Origin of the sequence: Amycolatopsis cihanbeyliensis, assembly GCF_006715045.1 — a bacterium.
GTDB lineage: Bacteria > Actinomycetota > Actinomycetes > Mycobacteriales > Pseudonocardiaceae > Amycolatopsis > Amycolatopsis cihanbeyliensis.
This window is the reverse complement of the sequence record NZ_VFML01000001.1, coordinates 4560050-4580856: the sequence shown is the minus strand read 5'-3', so window position 1 is coordinate 4580856 and position 20807 is coordinate 4560050. Positions and strand designations below refer to the sequence as shown.

The 20807-nt window shown below is 66.2% G+C and carries 17 protein-coding genes and 1 pseudogene; 5 read left to right on the top strand and 13 right to left on the bottom strand.

The genetic code is table 11. From position 1 onward, the window contains the following. The first annotated feature begins 81 nt into the window (after window positions 1-81). A complete protein-coding gene (locus FB471_RS20800) occupies window positions 82-1023 on the top strand; it encodes a helix-turn-helix domain-containing protein (RefSeq protein WP_142000082.1) in 942 nt (313 codons plus the stop codon). After that, window positions 956-1147 (top strand): DUF397 domain-containing protein, encoded by a 192-nt coding sequence (locus tag FB471_RS20795; RefSeq protein ID WP_142000081.1) that lies wholly within the window; start codon window positions 956-958, stop codon window positions 1145-1147. Before FB471_RS20800 ends, FB471_RS20795 begins: the two co-directional genes overlap by 68 nt. A 217-nt stretch (window positions 1148-1364) precedes the next feature. Here the strand turns inward: FB471_RS20795 and FB471_RS20790 are convergent, their stop codons facing one another. From FB471_RS20790 to FB471_RS20745, 10 genes are all read right to left on the bottom strand, one after another. Continuing rightward, a complete protein-coding gene (locus FB471_RS20790) occupies window positions 1365-1952 on the bottom strand; it encodes a TIGR03086 family metal-binding protein (protein ID WP_142000080.1) in 588 nt (195 codons plus the stop codon). A gap of 52 nt (window positions 1953-2004) precedes the next feature. Then, a complete protein-coding gene (locus tag FB471_RS20785) occupies window positions 2005-2988 on the bottom strand; it encodes an alpha-ketoacid dehydrogenase subunit beta (protein WP_142000079.1) in 984 nt (327 codons plus the stop codon). Then, window positions 2985-3923: a thiamine pyrophosphate-dependent dehydrogenase E1 component subunit alpha gene (locus FB471_RS20780; RefSeq protein ID WP_246076505.1), complete on the bottom strand. Its 939-nt coding sequence runs from the start codon at window positions 3921-3923 to the stop codon at window positions 2985-2987. The genes FB471_RS20785 and FB471_RS20780 overlap by 4 nt, the downstream gene beginning before the upstream one ends. A 32-nt stretch (window positions 3924-3955) precedes the next feature. Further along, the gene (locus FB471_RS20775) at window positions 3956-8842 is read right to left on the bottom strand and encodes a non-ribosomal peptide synthetase (protein ID WP_170220881.1); all 4887 of its coding nucleotides are present in this window, start codon (window positions 8840-8842) and stop codon (window positions 3956-3958) included. A gap of 15 nt (window positions 8843-8857) precedes the next feature. Continuing rightward, entirely contained in the window at window positions 8858-9049 is a 192-nt protein-coding gene (locus FB471_RS20770; RefSeq protein WP_142000076.1) for an MbtH family NRPS accessory protein, read from the bottom strand. Further along, window positions 9024-11132, bottom strand: a complete 2109-nt coding sequence (locus tag FB471_RS20765; protein ID WP_142000075.1) for an amino acid adenylation domain-containing protein — start codon at window positions 11130-11132, stop codon at window positions 9024-9026. The genes FB471_RS20770 and FB471_RS20765 overlap by 26 nt, the downstream gene beginning before the upstream one ends. Further along, the gene (locus tag FB471_RS20760) at window positions 11026-12255 is read right to left on the bottom strand and encodes a cytochrome P450 (RefSeq protein ID WP_142000074.1); all 1230 of its coding nucleotides are present in this window, start codon (window positions 12253-12255) and stop codon (window positions 11026-11028) included. Before FB471_RS20760 ends, FB471_RS20765 begins: the two co-directional genes overlap by 107 nt. Further along, complete coding sequence (locus FB471_RS20755) at window positions 12252-13394, bottom strand: LLM class flavin-dependent oxidoreductase (protein WP_142000073.1); 1143 nt, start codon at window positions 13392-13394, stop codon at window positions 12252-12254. The genes FB471_RS20760 and FB471_RS20755 overlap by 4 nt, the downstream gene beginning before the upstream one ends. A 129-nt stretch (window positions 13395-13523) precedes the next feature. Further along, the gene (locus tag FB471_RS20750; protein WP_142000072.1) at window positions 13524-13787 is read right to left on the bottom strand and encodes an acyl carrier protein; all 264 of its coding nucleotides are present in this window, start codon (window positions 13785-13787) and stop codon (window positions 13524-13526) included. 1004 nt (window positions 13788-14791) lie between these two features. Further along, entirely contained in the window at window positions 14792-15253 is a 462-nt protein-coding gene (locus FB471_RS20745) for a hypothetical protein (protein ID WP_142000071.1), read from the bottom strand. A gap of 766 nt (window positions 15254-16019) precedes the next feature. Here FB471_RS20745 and FB471_RS20740 point away from each other — a divergent pair. Further along, window positions 16020-17003 (top strand): helix-turn-helix transcriptional regulator, encoded by a 984-nt coding sequence (locus FB471_RS20740; protein WP_142000070.1) that lies wholly within the window; start codon window positions 16020-16022, stop codon window positions 17001-17003. Between the two features lie 8 nt (window positions 17004-17011). Here the strand turns inward: FB471_RS20740 and FB471_RS20735 are convergent, their stop codons facing one another. Then, complete coding sequence (locus FB471_RS20735; RefSeq protein ID WP_142000069.1) at window positions 17012-17929, bottom strand: SDR family oxidoreductase; 918 nt, start codon at window positions 17927-17929, stop codon at window positions 17012-17014. 172 nt (window positions 17930-18101) lie between these two features. Here FB471_RS20735 and FB471_RS35235 point away from each other — a divergent pair, with 172 nt between their 5' ends. After that, a complete protein-coding gene (locus FB471_RS35235; protein WP_246076769.1) occupies window positions 18102-18368 on the top strand; it encodes a hypothetical protein in 267 nt (88 codons plus the stop codon). A 53-nt stretch (window positions 18369-18421) separates the two neighbouring features. Here the strand turns inward: FB471_RS35235 and FB471_RS20730 are convergent. Then, window positions 18422-19201, bottom strand: a pseudogene (locus FB471_RS20730) (LysR family transcriptional regulator); the annotation flags it as partial. Window positions 19202-19287: 86 nt separating this feature from the next. Between FB471_RS20730 and FB471_RS20725 the strand changes: the two are divergent. Beyond that, window positions 19288-20274: an EamA family transporter gene (locus FB471_RS20725; protein ID WP_142000068.1), complete on the top strand. Its 987-nt coding sequence runs from the start codon at window positions 19288-19290 to the stop codon at window positions 20272-20274. On the opposite strand, the gene FB471_RS20720 is transcribed toward FB471_RS20725, so the two are convergent. Further along, on the bottom strand, window positions 20163-20756 hold the full coding sequence (locus tag FB471_RS20720; RefSeq protein WP_142002234.1) for a DedA family protein: 594 nt from the start codon (window positions 20754-20756) through the stop codon (window positions 20163-20165). The genes FB471_RS20725 and FB471_RS20720 overlap by 112 nt on opposite strands. Window positions 20757-20807 lie beyond the last annotated feature (51 nt).

Genomic DNA, 20807 nt, shown 5'->3' with positions numbered 1-20807 from the left:
CCCTGGCAAGGGCGCATCTCTTCCGGTGAACCGGCCGCGCCGTGCCGGACCCCTGCTGACCTGGCGTTCTAGGTTGGTCGGATGACGGCGAAGGCGAAGCGGGACTCCACCGCGCGGGCAAGGGAACTCGGTGCCGAGCTACGGCGGATCCGCCAGCGATCCGGGTTGAGCGGGCACGACCTGGCGCGCACCCTCGGCTGGTCACCGAGCAAGGTGTCCCGGATGGAGAGCGGGCAACGCGGCGCCTCCGAAGTGGACGTTGCGGTCTACCTGGTCAGCTGCGGCCTGGTGGTGCGGTCGGAGTTGAACCGGCTGGTCACCCTCGCCCGGGAGGCGGACAGCCGCTACTGGCTCCGGCCGCACAGCCGGGAGCTGCCCGAGGAGCTGCGCTCGCTGATCCTGCAGGAGGGCACGGCGAACGCGATCACCAGCTACGACCCGCTGATCGTGCCGGGGCTGCTGCAGACCGAGCAGTACATCCGCGAGCTGTTCCGCTGGGGATCGAACCGCCCACCCGAGGACATCGAGCTGCGAGTCGACGCCCGGCTGGCCAGGCAGCACGTGCTGAAGCGGGCACGGTCGCCGTGGTGCAAGTTCTTCCTGCACGAGCGAGCGCTGCGGGCGGTGGTCGGCGGGCCGGAGGTGATGCACGAGCAACTGGTCAGCCTGCTGCTGGTGGACTCCTGGCCACGCTGCTCCATCCGGGTGGTGCCGGATGCGGCGGGGCCGTACGGCATCGTCGGTGGCGCGTTCAAGGTGATGGGGTACGCCGAGCACCCGCCGGTCACCTACGTGGACTCCTGGGCCGCGGGGCTGTTCCTGGAGGAGCCCGAGGACGTCGCGATGTACCGGGAGATACTGGCGCGACTCGATCGGGATGCGCTGGATGCGGGACAATCGCGGGAGTGGCTTGCCTGGCTGGCAAGCGAGTACGACCAGATGGAGGCCGGACGTCATGACCACCCCCGAGCACGCCGAGCTGACCTGGCGCAAGAGCAGCCACAGCAACGCCAACAACGGTGACTGTGTCGAGGTGGCGACCACCGCGCGGGCGGCGGCCGTGCGCGACTCGAAGGACCCCGCCGCCGGCCACCTCACCCTGGAACCCGCCGCCTGGCGAGCCTTCCTCGGCACGGTGCGCCGCTGAGCACGGAACTCGGTACGCCGAGCGACGGCCTCGCTGCACCGGAACGGCCAACTCGCGTGCACGAGTGGCCAGGCGGATTCTCCACTCAGGTTGTTTCGCATGGCATGAACCTTGGTGGGAACCCGCCTCGACCTGCGGTTCTACGGGCGCGGACACGGTCAAGGCCCGGCGACCGCGCGATGCTGCGCCGCTGACGCCATCGAACCGGACCGAAGCTTCAGACCGATCGGCCGAGGAAGGCCAGAAAGCGGGTCTGCTTGTCGGCGTCCGGTGGCGGGGCCAGTTTGGGACCGAAGGTGCTCGGCGTGCGGCTGATGATCAAGCGGGCAAGGGAGAACGACCGCGCGACGAGATCGGGCTCCAGACGCACGTCCATGCCGAGCGCGGACCCGATATCCCAGGTATGGACCAAGGTGTCGAAGGTCAACATTTCCAGGTGGTCCGTGACCTTCACGCCGGGGCGCAGGGCCTCGTACCACGGGGCGGCGGGCAGATCGAGTACCTCATCGGTGAGGGCGGCGGCAGTCGCTTCGCGGGTCGCGCGCCACCCGGCCAATGGGTCGTCGCCGGCGAGCTCACCGGGATTCTCGGAGCCCGGTGGGCCGGTTCGTTCCGTGTACTCCTGGCCCGTCACGTGATGGCGCAGGACCTCCAGCCCCCAGATGACGTGGCCTACCACGTCACGCACAGTCCAGAGTTCGCACGCTGACGCCGCGTTCCACCGTTGCGACGGGACGGCGGCAAGGACGGCGTCGAAGGCGTCCTGCGTCCGCCGGTAGCCATCCACGATGTCGTTTGTCTCCATTATTCTCCCTTGGCGCTGCGGAGGAATTTCCTGGTGCGGGGCGTCCGCTCTCTTACATCAACGCCGCTCTGATGGCCTTCGTCAGTCGTTCAGTACCGGATACCAACTCCTGATCGAGCGCAAGAGCGTACGGGATGACCGCACCATCGGGCCTGCTGACACGCTTCGGCGGCGCCAGCAGATCGAACTCTTCGGCCGCTGTCGCAATTATCTCCGCCCCCAACCCGCACATACGGTTCGAGTCATCGATCACGACAAGGCGCCCGGTCTTGTTGACCGATTTACCGAGGCGCTGCCAATCGAACGGGTAAACCGTTCTCGGATCAATAACCTCGACTTCGACCTGATCGGCAAGACTCTCGGCAACCTCAAGTGCTGTACCGACATGCTGCCCCACCGCCACTACCGTCAGGTCATCGCCCTCCCGCAGGACGTTCGCTTCTCCCAGTGGCACGACCTCCTCTTCTCCCGAGTCGGCGACATCCGCTGCCTCCATCAACGCGGAAGGGGCAAACACCGCTACCGGGTCGGGATCCCGAACCGCCGACCGCAACAGTCCATAAGCGTCCTCCGGCCTGCTTGGAACCAGCGTCTTGATCCCCGCATGTGCGAGCAGACTGTACGGGCTGTCCGAATGTTGGCCTGCCCATCCACATCTCGAACCCGAGCCCGAAACCATGTACGTGACAGGTACATGAACTTGCCCGCCGGTCATCAACGAGAACTTGTGAGCCTGGTTCACTATCTGCTCAAACACCAGGTACAGCAGCGAGGATATCTGAAACTCGATCACGGGCCTTCTGCCGACCATCGCGGCACCGGTCCCGAAACTGGTAAAAGATTGCTCGGACAACGGCGTGTCCAGCACTCGCTCCGTGCCAAACTGGGGTACCAGACCCGCGGTGACTCCACTCGCTCCGACCCGCACGTCTTCACCGATCACGAAAACGCTGTCGTCCGCCGCCATCTCGGCATGCAGTGCGCGGTTCAGCGCACGCACATACCCGGGGAGCGACACGGATTGCAGATCACTCACAGGATCACCCCTGGCCGGACCGCGACCTCTCCTGAGTACAGATACATAAGTGCGTCCTTCGGGTCGGGCGGCGCGGCGTTCCTTGCAAAATCAACCGCTTCATCGATTTTTCCCTTTACATCTTCATCGATCTCGGCGACAGCGGCATCGCTCAACTGCTTACCCAATGAGAGGATCGGATCCCGCTTGCGCCAACTGGCTATTTCGTCAGGATCACGAAACCCGACCCCCAATTGTTCGAGTATGGAGTGATGCTCAAAGAACCGGTAGGTCGAGCATTCCAAGAACGCCGGGCCTTTGTTCTCGCGACACCGTTCGATCAGTTCCCCCGCCGTGGACGCCACGGACTCGACGTCCATGCCGTCGACCGTACGTGCAACCAGCCCGAAGCCTTCGGCGCGCCGCGCCGCGTTGCCCGCGAGTCCGGACTCAACCTTGAGACTCGTCGCGTACATGTTGTTCTCGCAGACAAACAGCACCGGCAAGGACCAGATTGCGGCCAGGTTGAATGCTTCCAACAGTACGCCTTGGCTCATTGCTCCGTCGCCGAAGAAGCTGATGACGACATCCGAGCTTCCGCGGTCCTTGGCGACCCAGGCGGCGCCGGTCCCTATTGCTCCCCCCGCTCCGACGATACCGTTGGCACCCAGGATACCCAGCTCGATGTCCGCAGCATGCATCGATCCGCCACGACCCTTGTTGAAACCTTCGAGGGTGCCAAGGAGCTCGGCAAGCAGACGGCGGGGGTCCGCACCCTTTGCCAGCACATGCCCGTGTCCCCGGTGAGTGCTCGTGATGAAATCTCGCTCCGTCAGGTTCGAACATACGCCTACGGCAACAGCCTCCTGCCCGATGTACGGGTGAATACCCCCGATGATCTCACCAGCAATTGCCATCTCCAGGCATCGTTCTTCGAACTCCCGGATCAGTTTCATAGACCGATACAGAGTCATCTGATGTTCACGAGTCATGTTTGCAATGACCTTTCGTATTCTCCGGACTTCGCGGCTTGAGGAGACCGGACAAGCATTCTGTCGACGTAGCGAAGTATCGCGTTGTCGTCGGGGCTCCGAACGACGATCGGAACGAACTCACGACTTGGCCCACCGTTGCCGCTGGCGCCAGGAGGGGACTCGAAGAGCAGTTTCAGGATGGCGTGTTCCTCAGGAGAGTGGGCCTCGAGCATCGCGAGCCAGTCGACTACCGGCCGGGTGTCGATCGCCGTGCCGGTGCTCCGCAGTAGCTCCAGCACGTGCGTGAGACGTACAGGTCGCCGACTCGTCAGCACGAAGCGGCTGCCGTCCGGCGGCTGCTCCGCACCGATCCGGGCGAGCAGACCGGCTGTCTCGTCCACCTCGAGCCAGGGTTCCTCCAGCTCGGTGTCGGGTGCGGCGCCGAGTTCGAGAATGATCCGCAGCACCCGCAACATGATGTCCCGCGTGTTCCCCTGTCCGGTCTGCGAGTCTCCGACGATCCGGGGCAGCCGGTAGATCGCTGCCGGCATTCCGCGCTCGTGTGCGGCGATGACCAGCCGCTCGGCATGCGACTTGGTCTCCGCGTACCCGCTGCGCGCGTCACCTTCATCGGCAGCGGAAATGGTCGACACGAACTGTAGTTGCTTGAGCCAGGTGGTGGCCGCCAGCCGGATGAGTTCACGGGTACCACCCACGTTGGTCTCCTCGAGCTGCTCGTAGCTCGAGAGCGCATCGACCCGAGCGCCGTTGTGGCAGATCAGGTCGATCTCGTCCGCGAGGCGACCGAAGGTCGCGGTGGTGAGCCCGAGTCCGGACGCGGCGAGATCGCCGGGAACGACCGCGATCCGCTCGTGGTCGATGTCGTGCCACAGGCCGTAATGGTCGAGATTCGCGCGCAGCCGATGCCACGCCGCGTCCTCGTCCGCCGCCCGGACGAGGCAGTGGACGCGCGCGCTGGTCCGTGCCAGCAACTCGCGGACCAAGTACGCCCCGACGAAGCCCGTGGCTCCGGTGAGCAGGACGTCCGAGATCTCGTCGAGCTTGCGTGGTGGCAGCGGGTCCGGGACAACGCTGCGCAGTATGGGCTGGGGGTCGAACGAGCGCACGTGGCCTGTGCTTGTCCGCCGCTCGCTGTTCATCTCTTCGGCCAGCTTCGCGATCGTGGGCCGTTCGAACACCGTCCGCAACGGTAGTTGGATGTCGAACGTCTCACTGATCCGGACGGCGAGCTGTGCGGCTTTCAGAGAGTGTCCGCCAACGTCGAAGAAGCTTTCGTTCCTGCCGACGGTATCGACGTCGAGAACGTGGGCCCAGATCGCAGCCAAGGCTTCTTCGGTCTGGTTACGTGGTCGGACGAACGTCGCGGCCGTGTCCGTTCGGGTGCCGCTGTCGGGTGCCGGAAGCGCGCTGGAATCCAGTTTTCCGTTGATGGTCAACGGTAGTTCGGGAAGTGCCACGAACGCCTCGGGCACCATGTACTCCGGCAGCTCGCTTCGCAGATGGGCACGCAGGGCGGCGTCGTCAGGAACGTCATCACCCGGGACCTTGAGATAGGCGACGAGTCTCTTCTGGCCGGGCGTGTCTTCGCGCGCGACAACGGCGGCCTGCGGAATGTCCGGATGGGCCTGGAGGCTGGCTTCGATCTCCTGAGGTTCGATGCGGTAGCCGCGGATCTTGATCTGGTCGTCGAGGCGCCCGAGGAACTCGATGTCGCCGTTGGCGTTGTGACGGACGAGGTCCCCTGTCCGGTAAAGCCGGCCGCTCGTGGTGTCGTAGAGATTGCGGACGAACTTCTCCGCGGTGAGTTCCGGTTGCCCTCGGTAGCCTCTTGCGACACCGGGTCCGGCCACGTGGAGTTCTCCCGGTACTCCGGTCGGCGCGAGCCGGCCCTGGTCGTCCAGGACATACACGCGGGTGTTGCCGATCGGGCGGCCGATGGGGATGCCGCTGGTGTCGGCGGGAACAGGAGAGGCGATGGGGTGGCAGGTGGCGAACGTGGTGCATTCGGTAGGGCCGTAACCGTTGAAGACCCGCGTGCCGGGCAGAGCGGTGACAGCGCGGCGAACATGGGCGACGGACAGCGCCTCGCCGCCGACGAGCAGATGACGGAGCCCGGTCAGCGCCGTGGTGTCCTCGTCGACGATGTGGTTGAACAACGACGAGGTCAGCCAGAGCGTGCTGATCCGGTGGCGAGCGATCGCGTTGGCGAGCGGTCGGGCGGTGAGGACTCGCTCAGTGGAAATGGCGCACGTGGCGCCGGCGAGGAGGGCACCCCAGATCTCGAAAGTAGCGGCGTCGAAGGAGATTGCTGATGCGTGTAGCAGTACCTCGCGAGGGCCGAGGATGCCCTCCGGCATTCCGGTGACAAGGCGGATGATTGCCTGGTGCTCGATTTCGACGCCCTTGGGGCGTCCGGTTGAACCGGACGTGTAGATGACGTAGGCCAGGTCCTGCGGCCGCACTACGGACTCGAGCGCGGTCGATGGTTCCTCATCGATGGTGGGATCGCCCACCAGGTCGGTGGTGACCACGAGTCGGGCGTCGCCATCGGTGAGGAGGAGCCGTTGGCGCTCCTCGGGGTACTCCGGGTCGATCGGCAGGTACGCGGCGCCGGTCTTGAGAATCGCGAGCAATGCGGTGATCAGTTCGGTGGAGCGTGGCAGGCACACTCCGATGAGGGCCCCGGGTTCGGCGCCCAGGGTTCGCAGCCGGTGCGCGAGCTGGTTGGACCGGGCGTCGAGCTCGGCGTAGGTCAGGGAGTCCTCGTCGCATACCAGGGCTGTCGCGTGAGGTCGGTGGCGGACCTGTTCGGCGAACGCCGCGGGCACCGTCGCCGGGTTCGGCAACGTCGCGGTGGTGTCGTTCCAGTCCTGCGCCAGCCGCCGGGTTTCGGAGTCGCTCATCATCGGCAGGGCGGACAGCGGTTGCTCCGGGTCCGCTCCGACGGATGCGAGTAGCTGCTGGAAGTGCTGGATGAATCGTTCGATCGTGACCCGGTCGAACACGCCGGCGTTGTAGTCGACCCGGGCCTCCAGCACGCCGTTCCGGTCCGCCACGTGACATTCGAGATCGAATGGTTGCGCTTCCGTACCGGCAGGCGGAACGTTCGACAACGGCACGTCCACCAGCTGGAGGGCGACCTGCGTGAGGGGGTTGCGGCTGAAGTCTCGTTGGGGTGCCAGCTCTGCTACGAGACGTTCGAAGGGGACGTCCTGGTGCGCGTGGGCGCCGAGCGTGGTCTCCCGCACGCGCCCCAGCAGTTCCGGGAAGGTGGGATCACCGGAAAGGTCGGTGAGCAGCACCAGTGTGTTGGCGTCGAACCCGGTCAGTGGTTCTGGTTCCGAGCTGGTTCCTCCGGTCGTGGGTACTCCGACCGTCACCTCGGTGGTGCGTGCGTAGCGGGACAGCACGAGGGAGAAGGTCGCCAGCAGGGCCATGAACGGAGTGACGCCGTGCCGACTGCTCAGCTCACGCAACTCCCCGGCAACACCGGGGTCCACTTCGAAGCGGACCGAGTCGCTGCGGTAGGACGCCACCGGCGGGCGCACGCGATCGGCTGGCAGGTCCAGTGCCGCGGGAGCATCAGCGAGCTGCTTCCGCCAGTAGTCGAGCTGCCCGCGTAGTGGTCCGAAGAGCGGCTCGTCCGGGTTCTCCAGCGCGTGTTCGACGAGCCAGACAAGCCGGCTGACGAGCCGCGTGGCGGTGGATCGGTGAAAGAGGCTGGAGCGGAACACCAGTGAGCCGTGCAGCTTGCCGTCCTGCAGGTGGGTGACCAGTTCCAGGTCGAACCGGGTCGCCACGCCTGCCCATGGCACGCTGGTGATCTCGCCTTCGCCGGGCGGGGGAATCTCCCCGTTGTGCACGACCACGACATCGAAGATCGCGTTGCGACCCGACTCCCGTTCGGGCCGGACCTCCGCGACCACCTGGTCGAACGGCGCCTGTTGATGGGCGTATGCCTCGACCATCTTGGTGCGTGCCACCTTGAGCAGCTCGCGGAACGACGTCGACGGGGTAATGTGAGTGCGCAAAACCACGGTGTTCACGAAAAAGCCGAGTACGTCGGCGAACCGGCGGTCGTCGCGGCCGGCCAGCACCGTTCCGATCGTGATGTCCTCTTGCCCGGAGTGGAGCGACATGAGCGCCTGTAGCACCGCGGCCACGGCGCTGGAGACCGCGCACCGATTCCGCAATGCGAATGCACAAAAGGCCTTGGTGAGCTCGGTTGGTAGTTCGAAATCGACGTGGTCGCCGGCGAACCCGGGGTTGGCCGGTCGCGGTCTGTCCGCCGGCAGCCGCAGTGGTTCGAATCCGTCGAGCTCCCGCCGCCAGTACTCGAGGTGTTCCGCCGCGGACTCGTTTTCGGTGCCGGAGCGCTGCCATGCGACGAAGTCCTCGTATGTCATGTCGATCGGCGTGGGCGTCGCCGACCGGTAGAAAGTCGGCAGATCCTCGGTCACGATCTGGATGGAACGACCGTCGGTGATGATGTGATGCATCACCAGGCACAGCACGGCCGATCCGTCAGCGCACTCGACAACCATTGCGCGCACGGGCGGCGCGGCCGCGAGGTCGAACGGTTCGATGGCCAAGTCGGCCGTGTGCGCCTGCCACTCGTTCTCGCCATCTCCGGCGGTACGTCGCTCCACCGGAATGCGAAAGTCCGCCATCGGTGTGGCGACCGGCGTCCCCGACTCGTCCGCGGCGAACGTCCAGCGGAGCACTGGGTGACGTTCGACGAGCCTGTCGAGCGCTCGGTCCAGTGCCTCGAAATCGACGCCGTCGCGGAACCGTAAAACGATCGGAATGTTGTACGCGGCGCTGGTCCGGTCGAGCTGCTGCAACAGCCACAAACGCTCCTGCCCGAGCGACAACCTCATCGAGCCCTCCTTCATTCAGGCGCTCACCGGGCGCATGTCGGTCCGGCTGTCCCGCGCGTAGCAGGGAGAGCCGTCGTTGGCAGCCGAACCGTGGGCGATGGTCCATCCACTGGGCACGGCGACTGGCGCCGACCACCGGCTGTATTGCTGTTCTTCGTTCACGACCACCACGAAATCGGCGTCATGGCCGTCGAGCGGCGAGGACATCGCGGTCTCCTCTGCTGGCGGGTACCGGCGGCGTCGCGGATTCGATCAGGACCTGTTCGTCGACCTTTCCGTTGCGGGTGAGCGGGATCTCGTCGACCACGACCCACAGGGCGGGTAAGGCGTAGCTGGGCAGCAGGTGTGACAGGAACGTCCGCAGTGATCGTGGGTCTGCATCGGTGCCGGGGCGCATGACGACGGCTGCTACGAGCTGCGGACCTCGGTTCGGTTGCCGAGCAACGAAGATCACGGCGTCCCGAACATCGGGATGACGAGCGAGGGTGGTGCTGATCTCCTCGGTTTCGATGCGGTGCCCGTCGAGTTTGATCTGCTTGTCCTCGCGGCCCAGGAATACCAGGTTGCCGTGCGGGTCGAGTCGGACCAGATCGCCGGTGCGGTACAGGCGTTCATTGACATCCGGAGAGAAGTGACCGAACCGGCTGCTTGTCTCGGTCTCGTCGTTGAGATAACCATCGGCTACACCTGATCCGGCCGCGTACAGTTCGCCGACCGCACCGGGCGGAACGAGACGGGCGTTCCGGTCGAGGACGAAAACCTTGGTGCCGGCGATCGGCCTGCCGATGGGAAGAGGCCCGTTGATCTCCGCGCTGTCGCGCACGGTGTGTGTGGTCGTGAAAGTCGTGTTCTCGGTGGGCCCGTATCCGTTCGTGATCACCAGCCCGGGGTGTAGCTCGAGCATGCGGGCCGCGGACTCGTGCGATACGACTTCTCCCCCGCTCACGAGCCAGCGGAGTCCGGCGAGCGCCCGCGGCCGAGAGTTGGCAAGCAGCCGGAACAGGCTGGCCGTCAGCCAGGCGACCGAGACCTTCCGCTCGGTGAAGAACTTTTCGAGCCTTCCGACCGACGGACGTTTCACCGGGAGGACCTCGAGCGTCGCGCCGTTGAGCAGGGTCACCCAGATTTCGTACGTCGACGCGTCGAAAGCCAGTGGCGCCATGCGTAGAACGCGGTCACCGGGGCGCACCTGGAGTTCGACCGTGAGCGCGAGTCGCGTGACTGCCTGATGCGGGACGACAACGCCCTTCGGTTCGCCGGTGGAACCGGAGGTGAACGCGATGTACGCCGTGCGGTGTGGATCCGGAGAGCCAGGTGGTCGGCTCAGCGGTTCGGGGTCTGTGTCGGTGTGCTGTCCGGGGTGCCACGAGTCGACCCGGGTGAGCTCGCGCAGGGCGGGATGGTCGGTCGTCGTGGTATCGGTCACCGCGACGGCGGGCGCCAGCTTGCCGACGATCGTCGCCAGCCGGGCTTCCGGTGCGTCGTCGTCGAATCCCGCGTATGCGGCGCCGAGGCGGGTGATCGCGAGTAGCGCCACCACCTCCCCGACCGATCTCCGGGTCGCGACGAGCACCGTGTCCCGGGGCCGGACCCCGGCACGCCGCAGAACGTCGGCGTAGTGATCGGCGACATGCGCGAGTTGCTCGTAGGTCAGCTCAACGCTCGCGTCACGGACCGCGACCTCCTGCGGGTGGCGCCGCACCTGTTCCAGGAACAGGGTTTCGATGTCCACCACGGGAACGTCCGCGCCGACCAGCGCATCGAGGATCCGGCGACGCTCCGGCGCGATGCAGCGCACGTCCTGGAGAGAACCGTCGAGGGACGTCATCTCGCTCACCGCGGCGGCGACGTCGGCGACGAACCCGTGCGCGGCGTAAGGTATTTCGGTGCTGAAGCGGACCTCCCCAGACCGAAGATCGTCGTGCTCGGAAGCGATCACGAGGTCCACCGGTCCGTCTTCAGCGACTCCGGTCGTGTGCACCGCCCGCAGGAAGTCATCGATGAGCGCCCGGTCGTCGACCTGGAGCCGGATCACCCTCCCGGCGACCGCGATCGCGGCTTCGCTCATCGCCGTCCACCGGCACAGAGTCACCGCGAACGCGGCCACCACCAGCGCTGCCCGGTCGCGCCCGGAGGACCCGGCCGCAAGTTCGGCCGTCAGATCGTATGGAGCGGTTTCCGCGTCAGGCATCGGCCTCGCTTCTCCCCGCGCGTCGGCGCTCCATTCGCACATAAAGATGATCGGGCCGGCGGAAGATGTGGCCTCGCTCCCGCAGCCGCCAGAAGCCACGCCGGATGCCGTCGAGCGACCCGCTGCGCTGGACGCCGCCGAACCGCAGCGACAACCGCTCGAACAGCGTGTCGAACTCCGCCAAGGCCAGCTGGATGCCCAGGCAGGTGTGCGGGCCGGACGAAAAGGCCAGCATCCGCTGGTCTGGTCGACCCGGACGCCACGTGTCCGGGTCGGAGAACGTGTTCTCGTCGCGACTGGCGCTACCGACCGACAGCAGAAGCGCGGACCGGCGCGGCACGTCCACGCCGTGAATGTTCAGGTCGGTGGACGCATATCTGAGGATAGTGTGACTCGGCGGTTCCCAGCGCAGCGTCTCGCGCACCACCTGGTCCCGGTACTCGGAGTCCGCCAACGCCGACAGTTCGACGTCATGCGCCAATATGGCATACATGATCTTGCCGATGGTGGCGACACTCGTTTCCGTTCCGGCCAGCAGAAACAGCGTGGCCGTTCCCAGCAGGGACTCGTCAACCGGTTCACCTGGGGGGAAGACGAGGTCGAGGAACGGCATCCGGTCGCCCTCTTGGCGACTGGCGAGCTTGTCTGTCAGATAGTCGACCAGTTCTGCCTTGCTCGCGACCGCCGTGTCCAGCGAGGTTGCCGGAAACTCGATAGCACCGGCCAGCGGAAGGACCCGGGGACGCAGCCAGGCCGCGTCTTCCGGCGGTAAACCGAACAGCCGGGTGACCATCGCATAGGGCACTCCGACCGCGACCCGTTCCATGAACTCGATCTCGACATCGTCCATGGACCCCATCTCGGCTTCGATCGAGTCGAGAACCTGGTCCACCGCGGGAATGAGTATCTCGGTGCGCAGCCGCTTCACCGAGGCGCCCGCGAACAGTGGCGTGAATAGCTTTCGCAACTCACGATGACGCGGTCCGTCGGCGTCCAGCAACGTCGGGCCGAACAACCGGCGACTGCTGCGCATCGGAAACCCGCTGACGACCTGCCGGTCCGCCAGCAGGGCGACAACGTCGTCGTACCTCGTGACCAGGAAGGCCCTGAACGCCTCCGACCAGTGCACCGGATCCGCTTGCCGGAGTTCCTTGTAGATATGCCAAGGGTCGGCGAGAAACTCGTCAGAGCTGAAGTCAAGACTCACTTCTGCAGAGCTCATTTGCTGCCTCCATTACCAATGGTCTCGGTTCGAAGCTTCATCTGACGTCCGGCCTCTTCCGAAGTGAGCTTCATGGACTCCGCGGTACCGTCGAACCCACCGAAGAGCCCGGGCACGACCTCGTCGGCGATCGCCGTCAGTTGATCGAAAGTCGCTTTGTACGATATCCACTGGGGAACGAAGAAATTCAACGACACCGGTTCGCCTAGCCGATCAAGGAGGTCGCGAATCATGCGGGTGCACGTCGCCGTGTCCCCGATAATGAACGCACCCGACTTGACAAGACTCTCCAACGTCTTGCGATGAGCGGCCGGGGAGTCCGGAATCGGCGTGCCCAGAATATTACGATACAAATCGCGCCGCAGTGCGGACCATCCATTTATGAGCTCGTCGATGCCCGCCTCCGTGGAGTCGGAGACGTGGACGAAAACGTTGCACCGGATCCGCGTCGAACCCGCGGACTTGTTCCGGTAGGATTCGACGCGCTCGACGAGCGAGCCGACCGGATCCGGGTCCATTCCAGGCCGGATGGCACCCCAGGGTGGCACCACGTGAACGGTCGGAGTAGTCGCGGTGTCGGTCAGTAGCTCGATCCCGGCATCGCTCAGCGATGACGCGACGACAGTCTCGATGGAACCCCTCAGCGGCCGGAGCTGCAGTACGGCTTTCTTCGCGGTGAACCACGGTGTCGTAGTGTCGACCGTCTCGCCGTTGATAAGCGCTTGCACGGTTTCCAATGCCGCTCGGAAGTGATCGCGGACAGTTCCTGGATCCACCCCGATCATTTCCATGTCGTGAACGTATGTTCCCGTTCCACAGCCCAAAATCGCTCGACCTGCCGTGAGATGATCAAGCAGCACCATCCGTTCCGCGACATGAAGAGGATGGTGATAGGGAAGCGGTATCACGCCAGTAGCAAATCGAATACGGCGAGTTTCACGGGCTAACGCTGCGATCAACATGTCAGGCGAGCTGAGTGTGCTCCAACCACTGGAATGGTGCTCACCAAGCCAGATCTCGTCGAAACCAAGGTCATCAGCCAGTCCACACAGTTCGATATCGTGCTTCAGCGCCGCCTGAGGGCTGACCGAAGGATCGTGGAATGGGGGCAAGAAGCAACCAAATGCCGTTGAGTCCATGATATCGAAGACCTCATAATCTTTTGTCAGAGGGCGTGGCCGAGCAGAGGGCGTGGCCGAGCTGGTACGGATGGGGGGTCAGCCGCGTTTGTTACCGTCGATCGCAATCGGCAGGCGGAAGTTGCCGTTTTAGGCTGATGGCACTTGATCCACGAGAAGATCGCAGAACTTGTCGACGGTGGTCAGGTCTTGGTTCTCTTCGAGGTCAATGAAGACATCGAGCTTTGTTTCGATCTTCTCGATAAGCGCCAGATATTCGATCGAACTCATCCCCGTCTCGGGAAACTCCGTATCCGATTCGATGGTTTGACTGTCTAAAACACCGCCGGCAACCTCGGCCAGTAGAGAGAAAATTTGCTGGCGCAATTCCGCTCGTGCATCTTCCGCAGTCATGTTTCCCCGTTTTGTCGAGTCATTGGACACAAATTTCAGCGCTTGCGATTCTGAACTAGTTCTGTGAACTGCCCGCCGGACTTCCGCATGCGTCTTGGCGGATCATGCCTGTTCCTGAACTGGCGAAACGGTCGACAAGGTCCAGTTTCGGAACAGGCCCCCAGAGATCTACCGGACGAGACCCGTTCAGTTTCCGTGTACGTACGGTGGGGTCCGACCGGAGTCGATGTACCGCTGCTTGATCAGCGGCGGTCTGTGTGGCGAGGTCGCTGACACCGACCTGTCGAGCGCGTGGTCTTGTCGAGGTGCGTGTCGGCGCAGTTTCTCGAATCGAGGTGGACGGGTTGTTCCTGGTCAGCTCGCGGGCGCGCTGACGGCCTTGTGTCAGTTCGGATGGGCGGACGCGGCCGGACCACCGGGGGTCGGGCATCGAGAATCCGGCGGGCGACGTTCTCACGGTCAGCCAGGGACAGCGGCAACCAGTGCGCGTTGCTCGACCTCAGTGCGAGGATAAAGGCGGCTTGCTCGTCCCTCTCGAAGAACTGCACTTTGATCGCAGTGACTTCTTTTATACTGGTTGCCGGCAGCCGATGTGTGCCGCCGGTCACCCGCGCCGTGGGACGGTGCACGAGAATCGGTGGAAGCGCGATATCCGTTTCGGCGAGCACTTGTGTATAGGCGAGATCCACCCCGGCCGCTCTCGGGGAGTCGGCGGCAGCTCGCTCACTTTCCGTGTCGATCGTGGAGAATTGCGCGTTGTCAGCGTTGCTTGGGCTCTGCCCATTTAGCACCATCTGCCCCCCAGGCCGCTTGGTACACGTCAAACTGCTTGTAGTATTCGTGCTGGCGTGAGGAACTGTCAAGGCCTGCGGATCATGATCTTCACAGTACGGCAGCCGCACTGTGATGATGGGCGGTGCGTGGAGGCCGGGACTCGAAGGAACGTGATCGCCGCGTCCGGCACAGTGTGAAGCGCCCGAGTTTCGTAGAGACTCGTTACTGGGTCAGGCAACCAGGTTGCTCAGGTCGCCTTGCTCGTGCGGGGTCTCGAACCCGGTCGGCGGCCGATGGCCGCAGACCTCCTGAAGTCCTCGATCATTGTACCAGTCCGCCGACGCGGCGGTGGCCTTTTCGACTTCTTTCCCATGAGGCCATGGCCCGGATTTAATCAACTCGGTTTTGTAAAGTCCGATGGTCGTTACCGCGAGGGCGTTGTCGAGCGCATCGCCGACGGTTCCGATCGAGGCATCTGTACCCACGTCGATCGGATTCTGGGTGAACCGGAATGACGTGTACTTCCCGGGTCCGACCGGTCGTCGCAACACCGGATTATCGAGCTGAGAGTAGTAGTTCGTGCGGCGCTTCGGTTGGATTGTTCCAATTGAGGGTTTTCGTGATGACACATTCACGGCGAGCGACACGTGCACGGTGCCGGACCAGGTCGTCATGCAGGTGAAGTCCGCCATCCACAAGGGATTCGACGCACCCGCCGTGATCTGGCGTTTCACCGGGCCGGCGGCGCGGGCACCATCGTCGTCCCGGACAGTGGGTGCACACGGCCTTCCCGCCCACTGTCCTGACCGGACCCATCCAGCGCATCGGCCGCTCCACCCGGACACGACCGACCTGCACGCACTCCCCCTTCGGCCGGCGTCACATTTTCCGGGCACCGTACACCTTGTACTTTTCGTCATACCCCCGCTGGATCTCCTCCATGAGGCCTTCATCTGGTCCCTCACGCGCCGATTTGGGTCGCGAAAAGGCGGCATCGTAGGTGGACGGGCGATCTTCACACCGAAGTCGGCAACACGGCACAGATCGGCTCGGCCCCGAGCCGATCTTTATGTTCCGCGATGAACGCTACAAACGTGACGATCGAAGGTCGCGCCCGACCCGGGGCGCTTCATGGTGAGGTGCGCTTGGCGCATCCGACCCGTTCGGTCGAGTGCGCCCCCAAGACGACCAACGACCAACCCGATCGAAAGTAGCCGACCTGTGCAGGTCGACGGCCCGGCTCCGTCCAGCTACTTTCGATCTCCTTGGTAAGTGCCCCAGTCACAACTTGACCCAACTCGCGGGCGAACGGCCAACTCGTACGCATGAGCGGCAAACTCGTACGCATGAGCGGCAAACTCGCGCGCGTGAGCGGCAAACTCGCGCACGCGAACAGCCAACACGCGCGCGTGCGCGGCCAACACGCGGGTGTCGGTGCGGGTGGGCATGATCAGGGGTATGCGATCCGAGCGGTTGGTGGCGTTGCTGTTCACCCTGCAGAACCGGCGAGGCGCGACGGCCGCCGAGCTGGCCGAGGCGCTGGGTGTCTCCGAGCGCACCATGCACCGGGACATCGCCGCGCTGCGCGAGGCGGGGGTGCCGGTCTGGGCTGAGCCCGGCAGGCACGGGGGCATCCGCCTGGTCGAGGGCTGGCGCAGCAGACTGGACGGGCTGACCTCGCGGGAAGCGGTGGCGCTTTTCGCGATGAGCACCCCGCGGGCGCTGGCCGGGCTGGGGCTGGGCACCGCCGTGTCGGCCGCGCACGCCAAGGTCTCGGCCAGCCTGCCCGGCCCGCTGCGCGAGCAGGCCCAGCAGGTCGCGCAGCGGTTCCACCTGGACGCGCCGGGCTGGTTCCGCGGCGAGGACGAGGCCGCCGAGCTGGCAGCCGTGGCCCGCGCCGTCTGGGAGCAGCACCGGCTCACCGTGCGCTACCGCCGGGGCGAGCGGCTGGCCGAACGCCTGCTCGAGCCGCTGGGCCTGGTGCTCAAGGCCGGCGTCTGGTACCTGGTCGCGCACGTGCCGGAAGCCGGTGCGGAGCACCGGACGATCCGCACCTACCGGGTGTCCCGGATCGCCGAGGCCGAGCCGCATCCGGAGCGGTTCGAGCGGCCGGAGGGCTTCGACCTCGTGGAGTGGTGGCGGGAGTCGTCGGCCCAGTTCGCCCGCGCCCTGCTGCGCGAGCGGATCCGGATCAAGCTGAGCCCGGCGGGGCTACGGGCACTGTCCCTGATCGCCGAACCCGATGTGTCGATCGAGGCCAGGAACCACGCGGGCCCACCGGACGCCGACGGCCGGGTCGAGGTGGACCTGCCGGTGGAGAGCCACGAGGTCGCCCTCGGGCAGATGCTCCGGCTCGGGGCCGAGGTGGAGATCCTCGATCCGCCGTCGTTGCGGGCCGCCTTCGCCGAGGTCGCCACCGCGATGGCGGCCCGCAACGGTTGAGCACGCGCTCAGCGGTAGCCGGTGGTGTCGGCGGGTTTGCCCGCGTCGGTCACCTCGACCATGTACCGCCACCCGTCCGGGCGGCTGCCGTCCATATCGGTGAACCCGTACACCTTCGCCAGTTGCCCGCTGGAGAGCGTCTGCCCGGTGTAGCGCGCGACCTCCGGGTCGGCGGCCAGCGCGGCCACCGCGCGGCCGACGAAGGCGGGCGACTCCGAGATCGCGAAGTGCGGCTGCTGCGCCAGCGCGTCCCGCCAGTTGTCCTCGGTGACGCCGAAGTGGTCCAGCATCCCCTCCGAACGCAGCCAGCCGGGGGTCAGCGCGACCGCCGTACAACCGTAAGGGCGCAGGTCCTCGGCCTGGCCGAGCGCGAGATGGTGCGCGGCGGCCTTGGCGACGTAGAACGGCACCGAGGTGCCCTTGCGGAACCGCGCGTTGTACTCCGCCGTGCCGTCGGTCAGCTCCACCACCAGCCCGCCCGGCAGGCGGATCAGCAGCGGCAGCAGGTGGTGGCTGGTGATCAGGTGCGCGTCGATGCCCAGCCGGATCTGCCGCAGTGCGGGCTCAAGGGTGTGCTCCCAGACCGGCTTTCCCCACTCGAGGTAGTCGTCCCCGCCCCAGAGCCCGTCGACCAGGATGTCCAGGCCGCCTCGCTCCTCTTCCACCCGCCGGGCCAGGGCCGCCACCTGTGCGGTGTCCAGGTGATCCACCCGGATCGCGATCCCCTGCCCACCAGCGGCGCTGACCAGCTCGGCGGTGTCCTCGATGGTCTCGGGACGGTTCATCTCCGAACGCTCGGCCCTGGTGGTCCGGCCGGTCACGTACACCGTGGCGCCGCCACGGCCGAGCTCGACCGCGATCGCCCGGCTCGCGCCCCGGGTACCGCCCGCGACCAGCGCGATCTTCCCCCGCAGATCCGTGTTCATCCCGCTCCTGTCCGTTGTGGGAAACCTGCACCGACCACGATCACGGACAACCCCGTCAGGACACGTCATGGTTTCGCCGGCCGGGTCACCCACAGCGATGACTACTCTGTGTCCGCCGGGCGCACGCGTTTAGTGTTGTGATGTCCAACACGACACACCCCAGGGAGCCAGCATGAACCGCACCATCGGCCGCCTCACCACGGTCGCCGCCGTCGCGGCCACCATCGGAATCGTGGGCGCGGGCACGGCAAGCGCCGAGCGAGAAGCCAGACATATCGGCGGAGACGCCGGCGTGCACACGGGAGTCGACGCCGACGCCACGATCAACCTCACCGGGCAGCCGATCAGGATCAGCGGCAACCTGCTCTCGCTGAACCTGCACACCTCACCGGCCGTCAACCTCGGCGGAATCCACATCGGACTGAATATCGGCGGCTGAACACCGTTCACCCGTGCGGATGCCCCGCGCCTCGGCGCGCAACTCGTCCAGCACGGCCTGCGCATGAGCCTGCGCTCCTCCGCGGTGTCCATGGTGTATCTCGGCAGCAGTGCTATCCCGTGCCCGGCGGCGACGAGTGCTTCGATGATGCGGAAGTCGTTGATCCGGTGCACCACCCGGGTGCGCACGCCGGTACGGACCGAGAGCGAGCGCAGCACGTCGTCGACCGGAAACCCGACACCGACCCGATCCAGGGTTCACCCGCGAACTCGGAGAGGTCCACCCGCTCCCGCGCACCGAGCGGATGTCCCGGCGGCAGCGCGACGTCCAGCGGCTCCCGTAGCAAGTGCGCGACCTCGAGTCGCTCGGACTCGAACGGCTCGGCGTACTCGTCGCGGTGCGTCACCACGATGTCGAAGTCGGCGACCAGGCCGGGAACCTGGAACGGCAACATGTCCACATCGGCCACCTCCACGTCCAGGTGCTCGCGGGCGGCGATCCGGTGCAGCAACCCGGGCAGCAACATCAGTGCCGCGGAAGGGAAACACGACCCGTACCCGCCCGCGCGGAGAGCTGCGATAGGTGTCCAGGTCGGACTCGGCACGCTCCAGGGCGGCAAGCACCTCGTCGGCCCGCGCCACCAGTGCCTGGCCGGCGTCGGTGAGCCGCAGCCCGCGGCCGGCTGGCTCGGTCAACGGCAGGCCCGCCTCGGCCTCCAGTGCGCGCAGCTGCTGGGAGACGGCGGAGGGCGTGCGGTGCAGCGCGCGGGCGGCCGCGGTCACACTGCCCCGGTCGGCGAACTCCCGCAGGATGCGCAGCCGGTCCACGTCCATGGCACGAGTATAAATGCAGTACAGCTACAAGGTATGTGCAGATTTTGTCGCTGGTGCTTCACGATCGGCTGGCGCAGGCTAGGGTCATGCCGACCCGGGACCGCCTGCTCGCCGCGCTGGTAGCGGTCATGTGGGGCTGCAACTTCCTCGCCATCCACGCGACGGTCGAGCACTTCCCACCGCTGTTCGCCGGTGCGCTGCGCTTCGCCGTGATCGCGGTGCCGACCATGCTGCTGGTCCCGCGCCCCGCCGTCCCCGCCCGCTGGCTGATCGGTTACGGCCTCGGTTTCGGCACCCTGCAGTTCGCCTTCCTGTTCGTCGGCCTCGACCTCGGCATGCCCACCGGCTTGGCCTCGCTGGTGTTGCAGGCCTCGGCACCGTTCACCGTGCTGCTCGGCGCGATCCTGCTGCGTGAACGGGTCACCGGCAGGCAGGTCGCCGGGATCCTGCTGGCCGTCGCCGGGATGAGCGCGATCGCCTGGCATCGTGCGGAGCACGCCGCGCTGCTGCCGGTGGTGCTCACCCTGCTCGGCGCGTTGAGCTGGGCGGTCGGCAACCTCTGCTCCCGCAAGGCGCTCAGCACCGCGCGGCACCCGGAGCGGGTGAACCCGCTGCACGTGACGTTGTGGATGTCGGTGGTGCCGCCGCTGCCGATGTTCGCCCTGTCCCTGCTCGCCGAGGGCCCTGGCGCGCAGTGGGAGTCGCTGGCCACGCTGGGTACCGCGGGCGGCTGGACCGGGCTTGCCGGGCTCGGCTACGTGGTGCTGATCGGCACGATCGCCGGCTCCGGCATCTGGACCACCCTGATGCGCCGCAACCCCGCCGGGGTGGTCGCGCCGTTCTCCCTGCTGGTACCGGTGGTCGGGATGACGATGGCGTTCCTGGTGCTGGACGAGCGACCGGCCACGGTCGAGATCCTCGCCGGCGTGGTGGTGGTCTGCGGGGTGCTGCTCGGCTCCCTTCAACGCGTACGGCGCAGCAGCACCACGGTCGCGCCCCCGGTCAGCACGGCGAGCAGCAGCGCGAGCCAGGAGAAACCGGACAACCAGCGCTCGGCGGCCACCCCGAGGTAGTACCCGAGCAGGGTCATCGCGCCGGCCCACACGATCCCACCCAGCGCGTTGGCCGCGAGGAAAGCCGGGTAGCGCATGCGCAGCGAACCCGCGAGCGGTCCGGCCAGGATGCGCAGCAGCGCGACGAACCGGCCGAGGAACACCGCCCACGCCCCGCGCCGGGCGAACAGTCGCTCGGCCCTGCCGAGCGGTTCCGGACCGAAATGGCGCGGGAACCGGCGGCCCGCCCGCTCGAACAACCGGCGACCGTACCGGCGGCCGATCGCGTAGCCGGCGCTGTCGCCTGCGATCGCCCCCGCGCCCGCGCACCCGCCGACCCACAGCGGGTCCACCCCGGTGTGCCGCCCGGCCAGCAGCGCGGCCGTGATCAGCACCAGCTCGCCCGGCAGGGGGATGCCGAGGCTTTCCAGGCCGACCACCCCGGCCACCACGAGGTAGACCCCGACCGCCGGGATGGTGGCCAACCAGTGGTCGAAGTGCACGGTCGGTTCCTCCACGGCCACGGTACGCCGGAGGTCACGTGCCGCACGTCA

Excerpts from the sequence above, each read along its gene's own strand:
- FB471_RS20755 (WP_142000073.1), bottom strand. The coding sequence starts at position 13,394 with ATGGACTCAACGGCATTTGGTTGCTTCTTGCCCCCATTCCACGATCCT.
- FB471_RS20760 (WP_142000074.1), bottom strand. The coding sequence starts at position 12,255 with ATGAGCTCTGCAGAAGTGAGTCTTGACTTCAGCTCTGACGAGTTTCTC.
- FB471_RS20750 (WP_142000072.1), bottom strand. The coding sequence starts at position 13,787 with ATGACTGCGGAAGATGCACGAGCGGAATTGCGCCAGCAAATTTTCTCT.
- FB471_RS20790 (WP_142000080.1), bottom strand. The coding sequence starts at position 1,952 with ATGGAGACAAACGACATCGTGGATGGCTACCGGCGGACGCAGGACGCC.
- FB471_RS20735 (WP_142000069.1), bottom strand. The coding sequence starts at position 17,929 with ATGAACACGGATCTGCGGGGGAAGATCGCGCTGGTCGCGGGCGGTACC.
- FB471_RS20795 (WP_142000081.1), top strand. The coding sequence starts at position 956 with ATGACCACCCCCGAGCACGCCGAGCTGACCTGGCGCAAGAGCAGCCAC.
- FB471_RS20780 (WP_246076505.1), bottom strand. The coding sequence starts at position 3,923 with ATGAAACTGATCCGGGAGTTCGAAGAACGATGCCTGGAGATGGCAATT.
- FB471_RS20800 (WP_142000082.1), top strand. The coding sequence starts at position 82 with ATGACGGCGAAGGCGAAGCGGGACTCCACCGCGCGGGCAAGGGAACTC.
- FB471_RS20745 (WP_142000071.1), bottom strand. The coding sequence starts at position 15,253 with ATGGCGGACTTCACCTGCATGACGACCTGGTCCGGCACCGTGCACGTG.
- FB471_RS20770 (WP_142000076.1), bottom strand. The coding sequence starts at position 9,049 with ATGTCCTCGCCGCTCGACGGCCATGACGCCGATTTCGTGGTGGTCGTG.
- FB471_RS20740 (WP_142000070.1), top strand. The coding sequence starts at position 16,020 with ATGCGATCCGAGCGGTTGGTGGCGTTGCTGTTCACCCTGCAGAACCGG.
- FB471_RS35235 (WP_246076769.1), top strand. The coding sequence starts at position 18,102 with ATGAACCGCACCATCGGCCGCCTCACCACGGTCGCCGCCGTCGCGGCC.
- FB471_RS20775 (WP_170220881.1), bottom strand. The coding sequence starts at position 8,842 with ATGAGGTTGTCGCTCGGGCAGGAGCGTTTGTGGCTGTTGCAGCAGCTC.
- FB471_RS20725 (WP_142000068.1), top strand. The coding sequence starts at position 19,288 with ATGCCGACCCGGGACCGCCTGCTCGCCGCGCTGGTAGCGGTCATGTGG.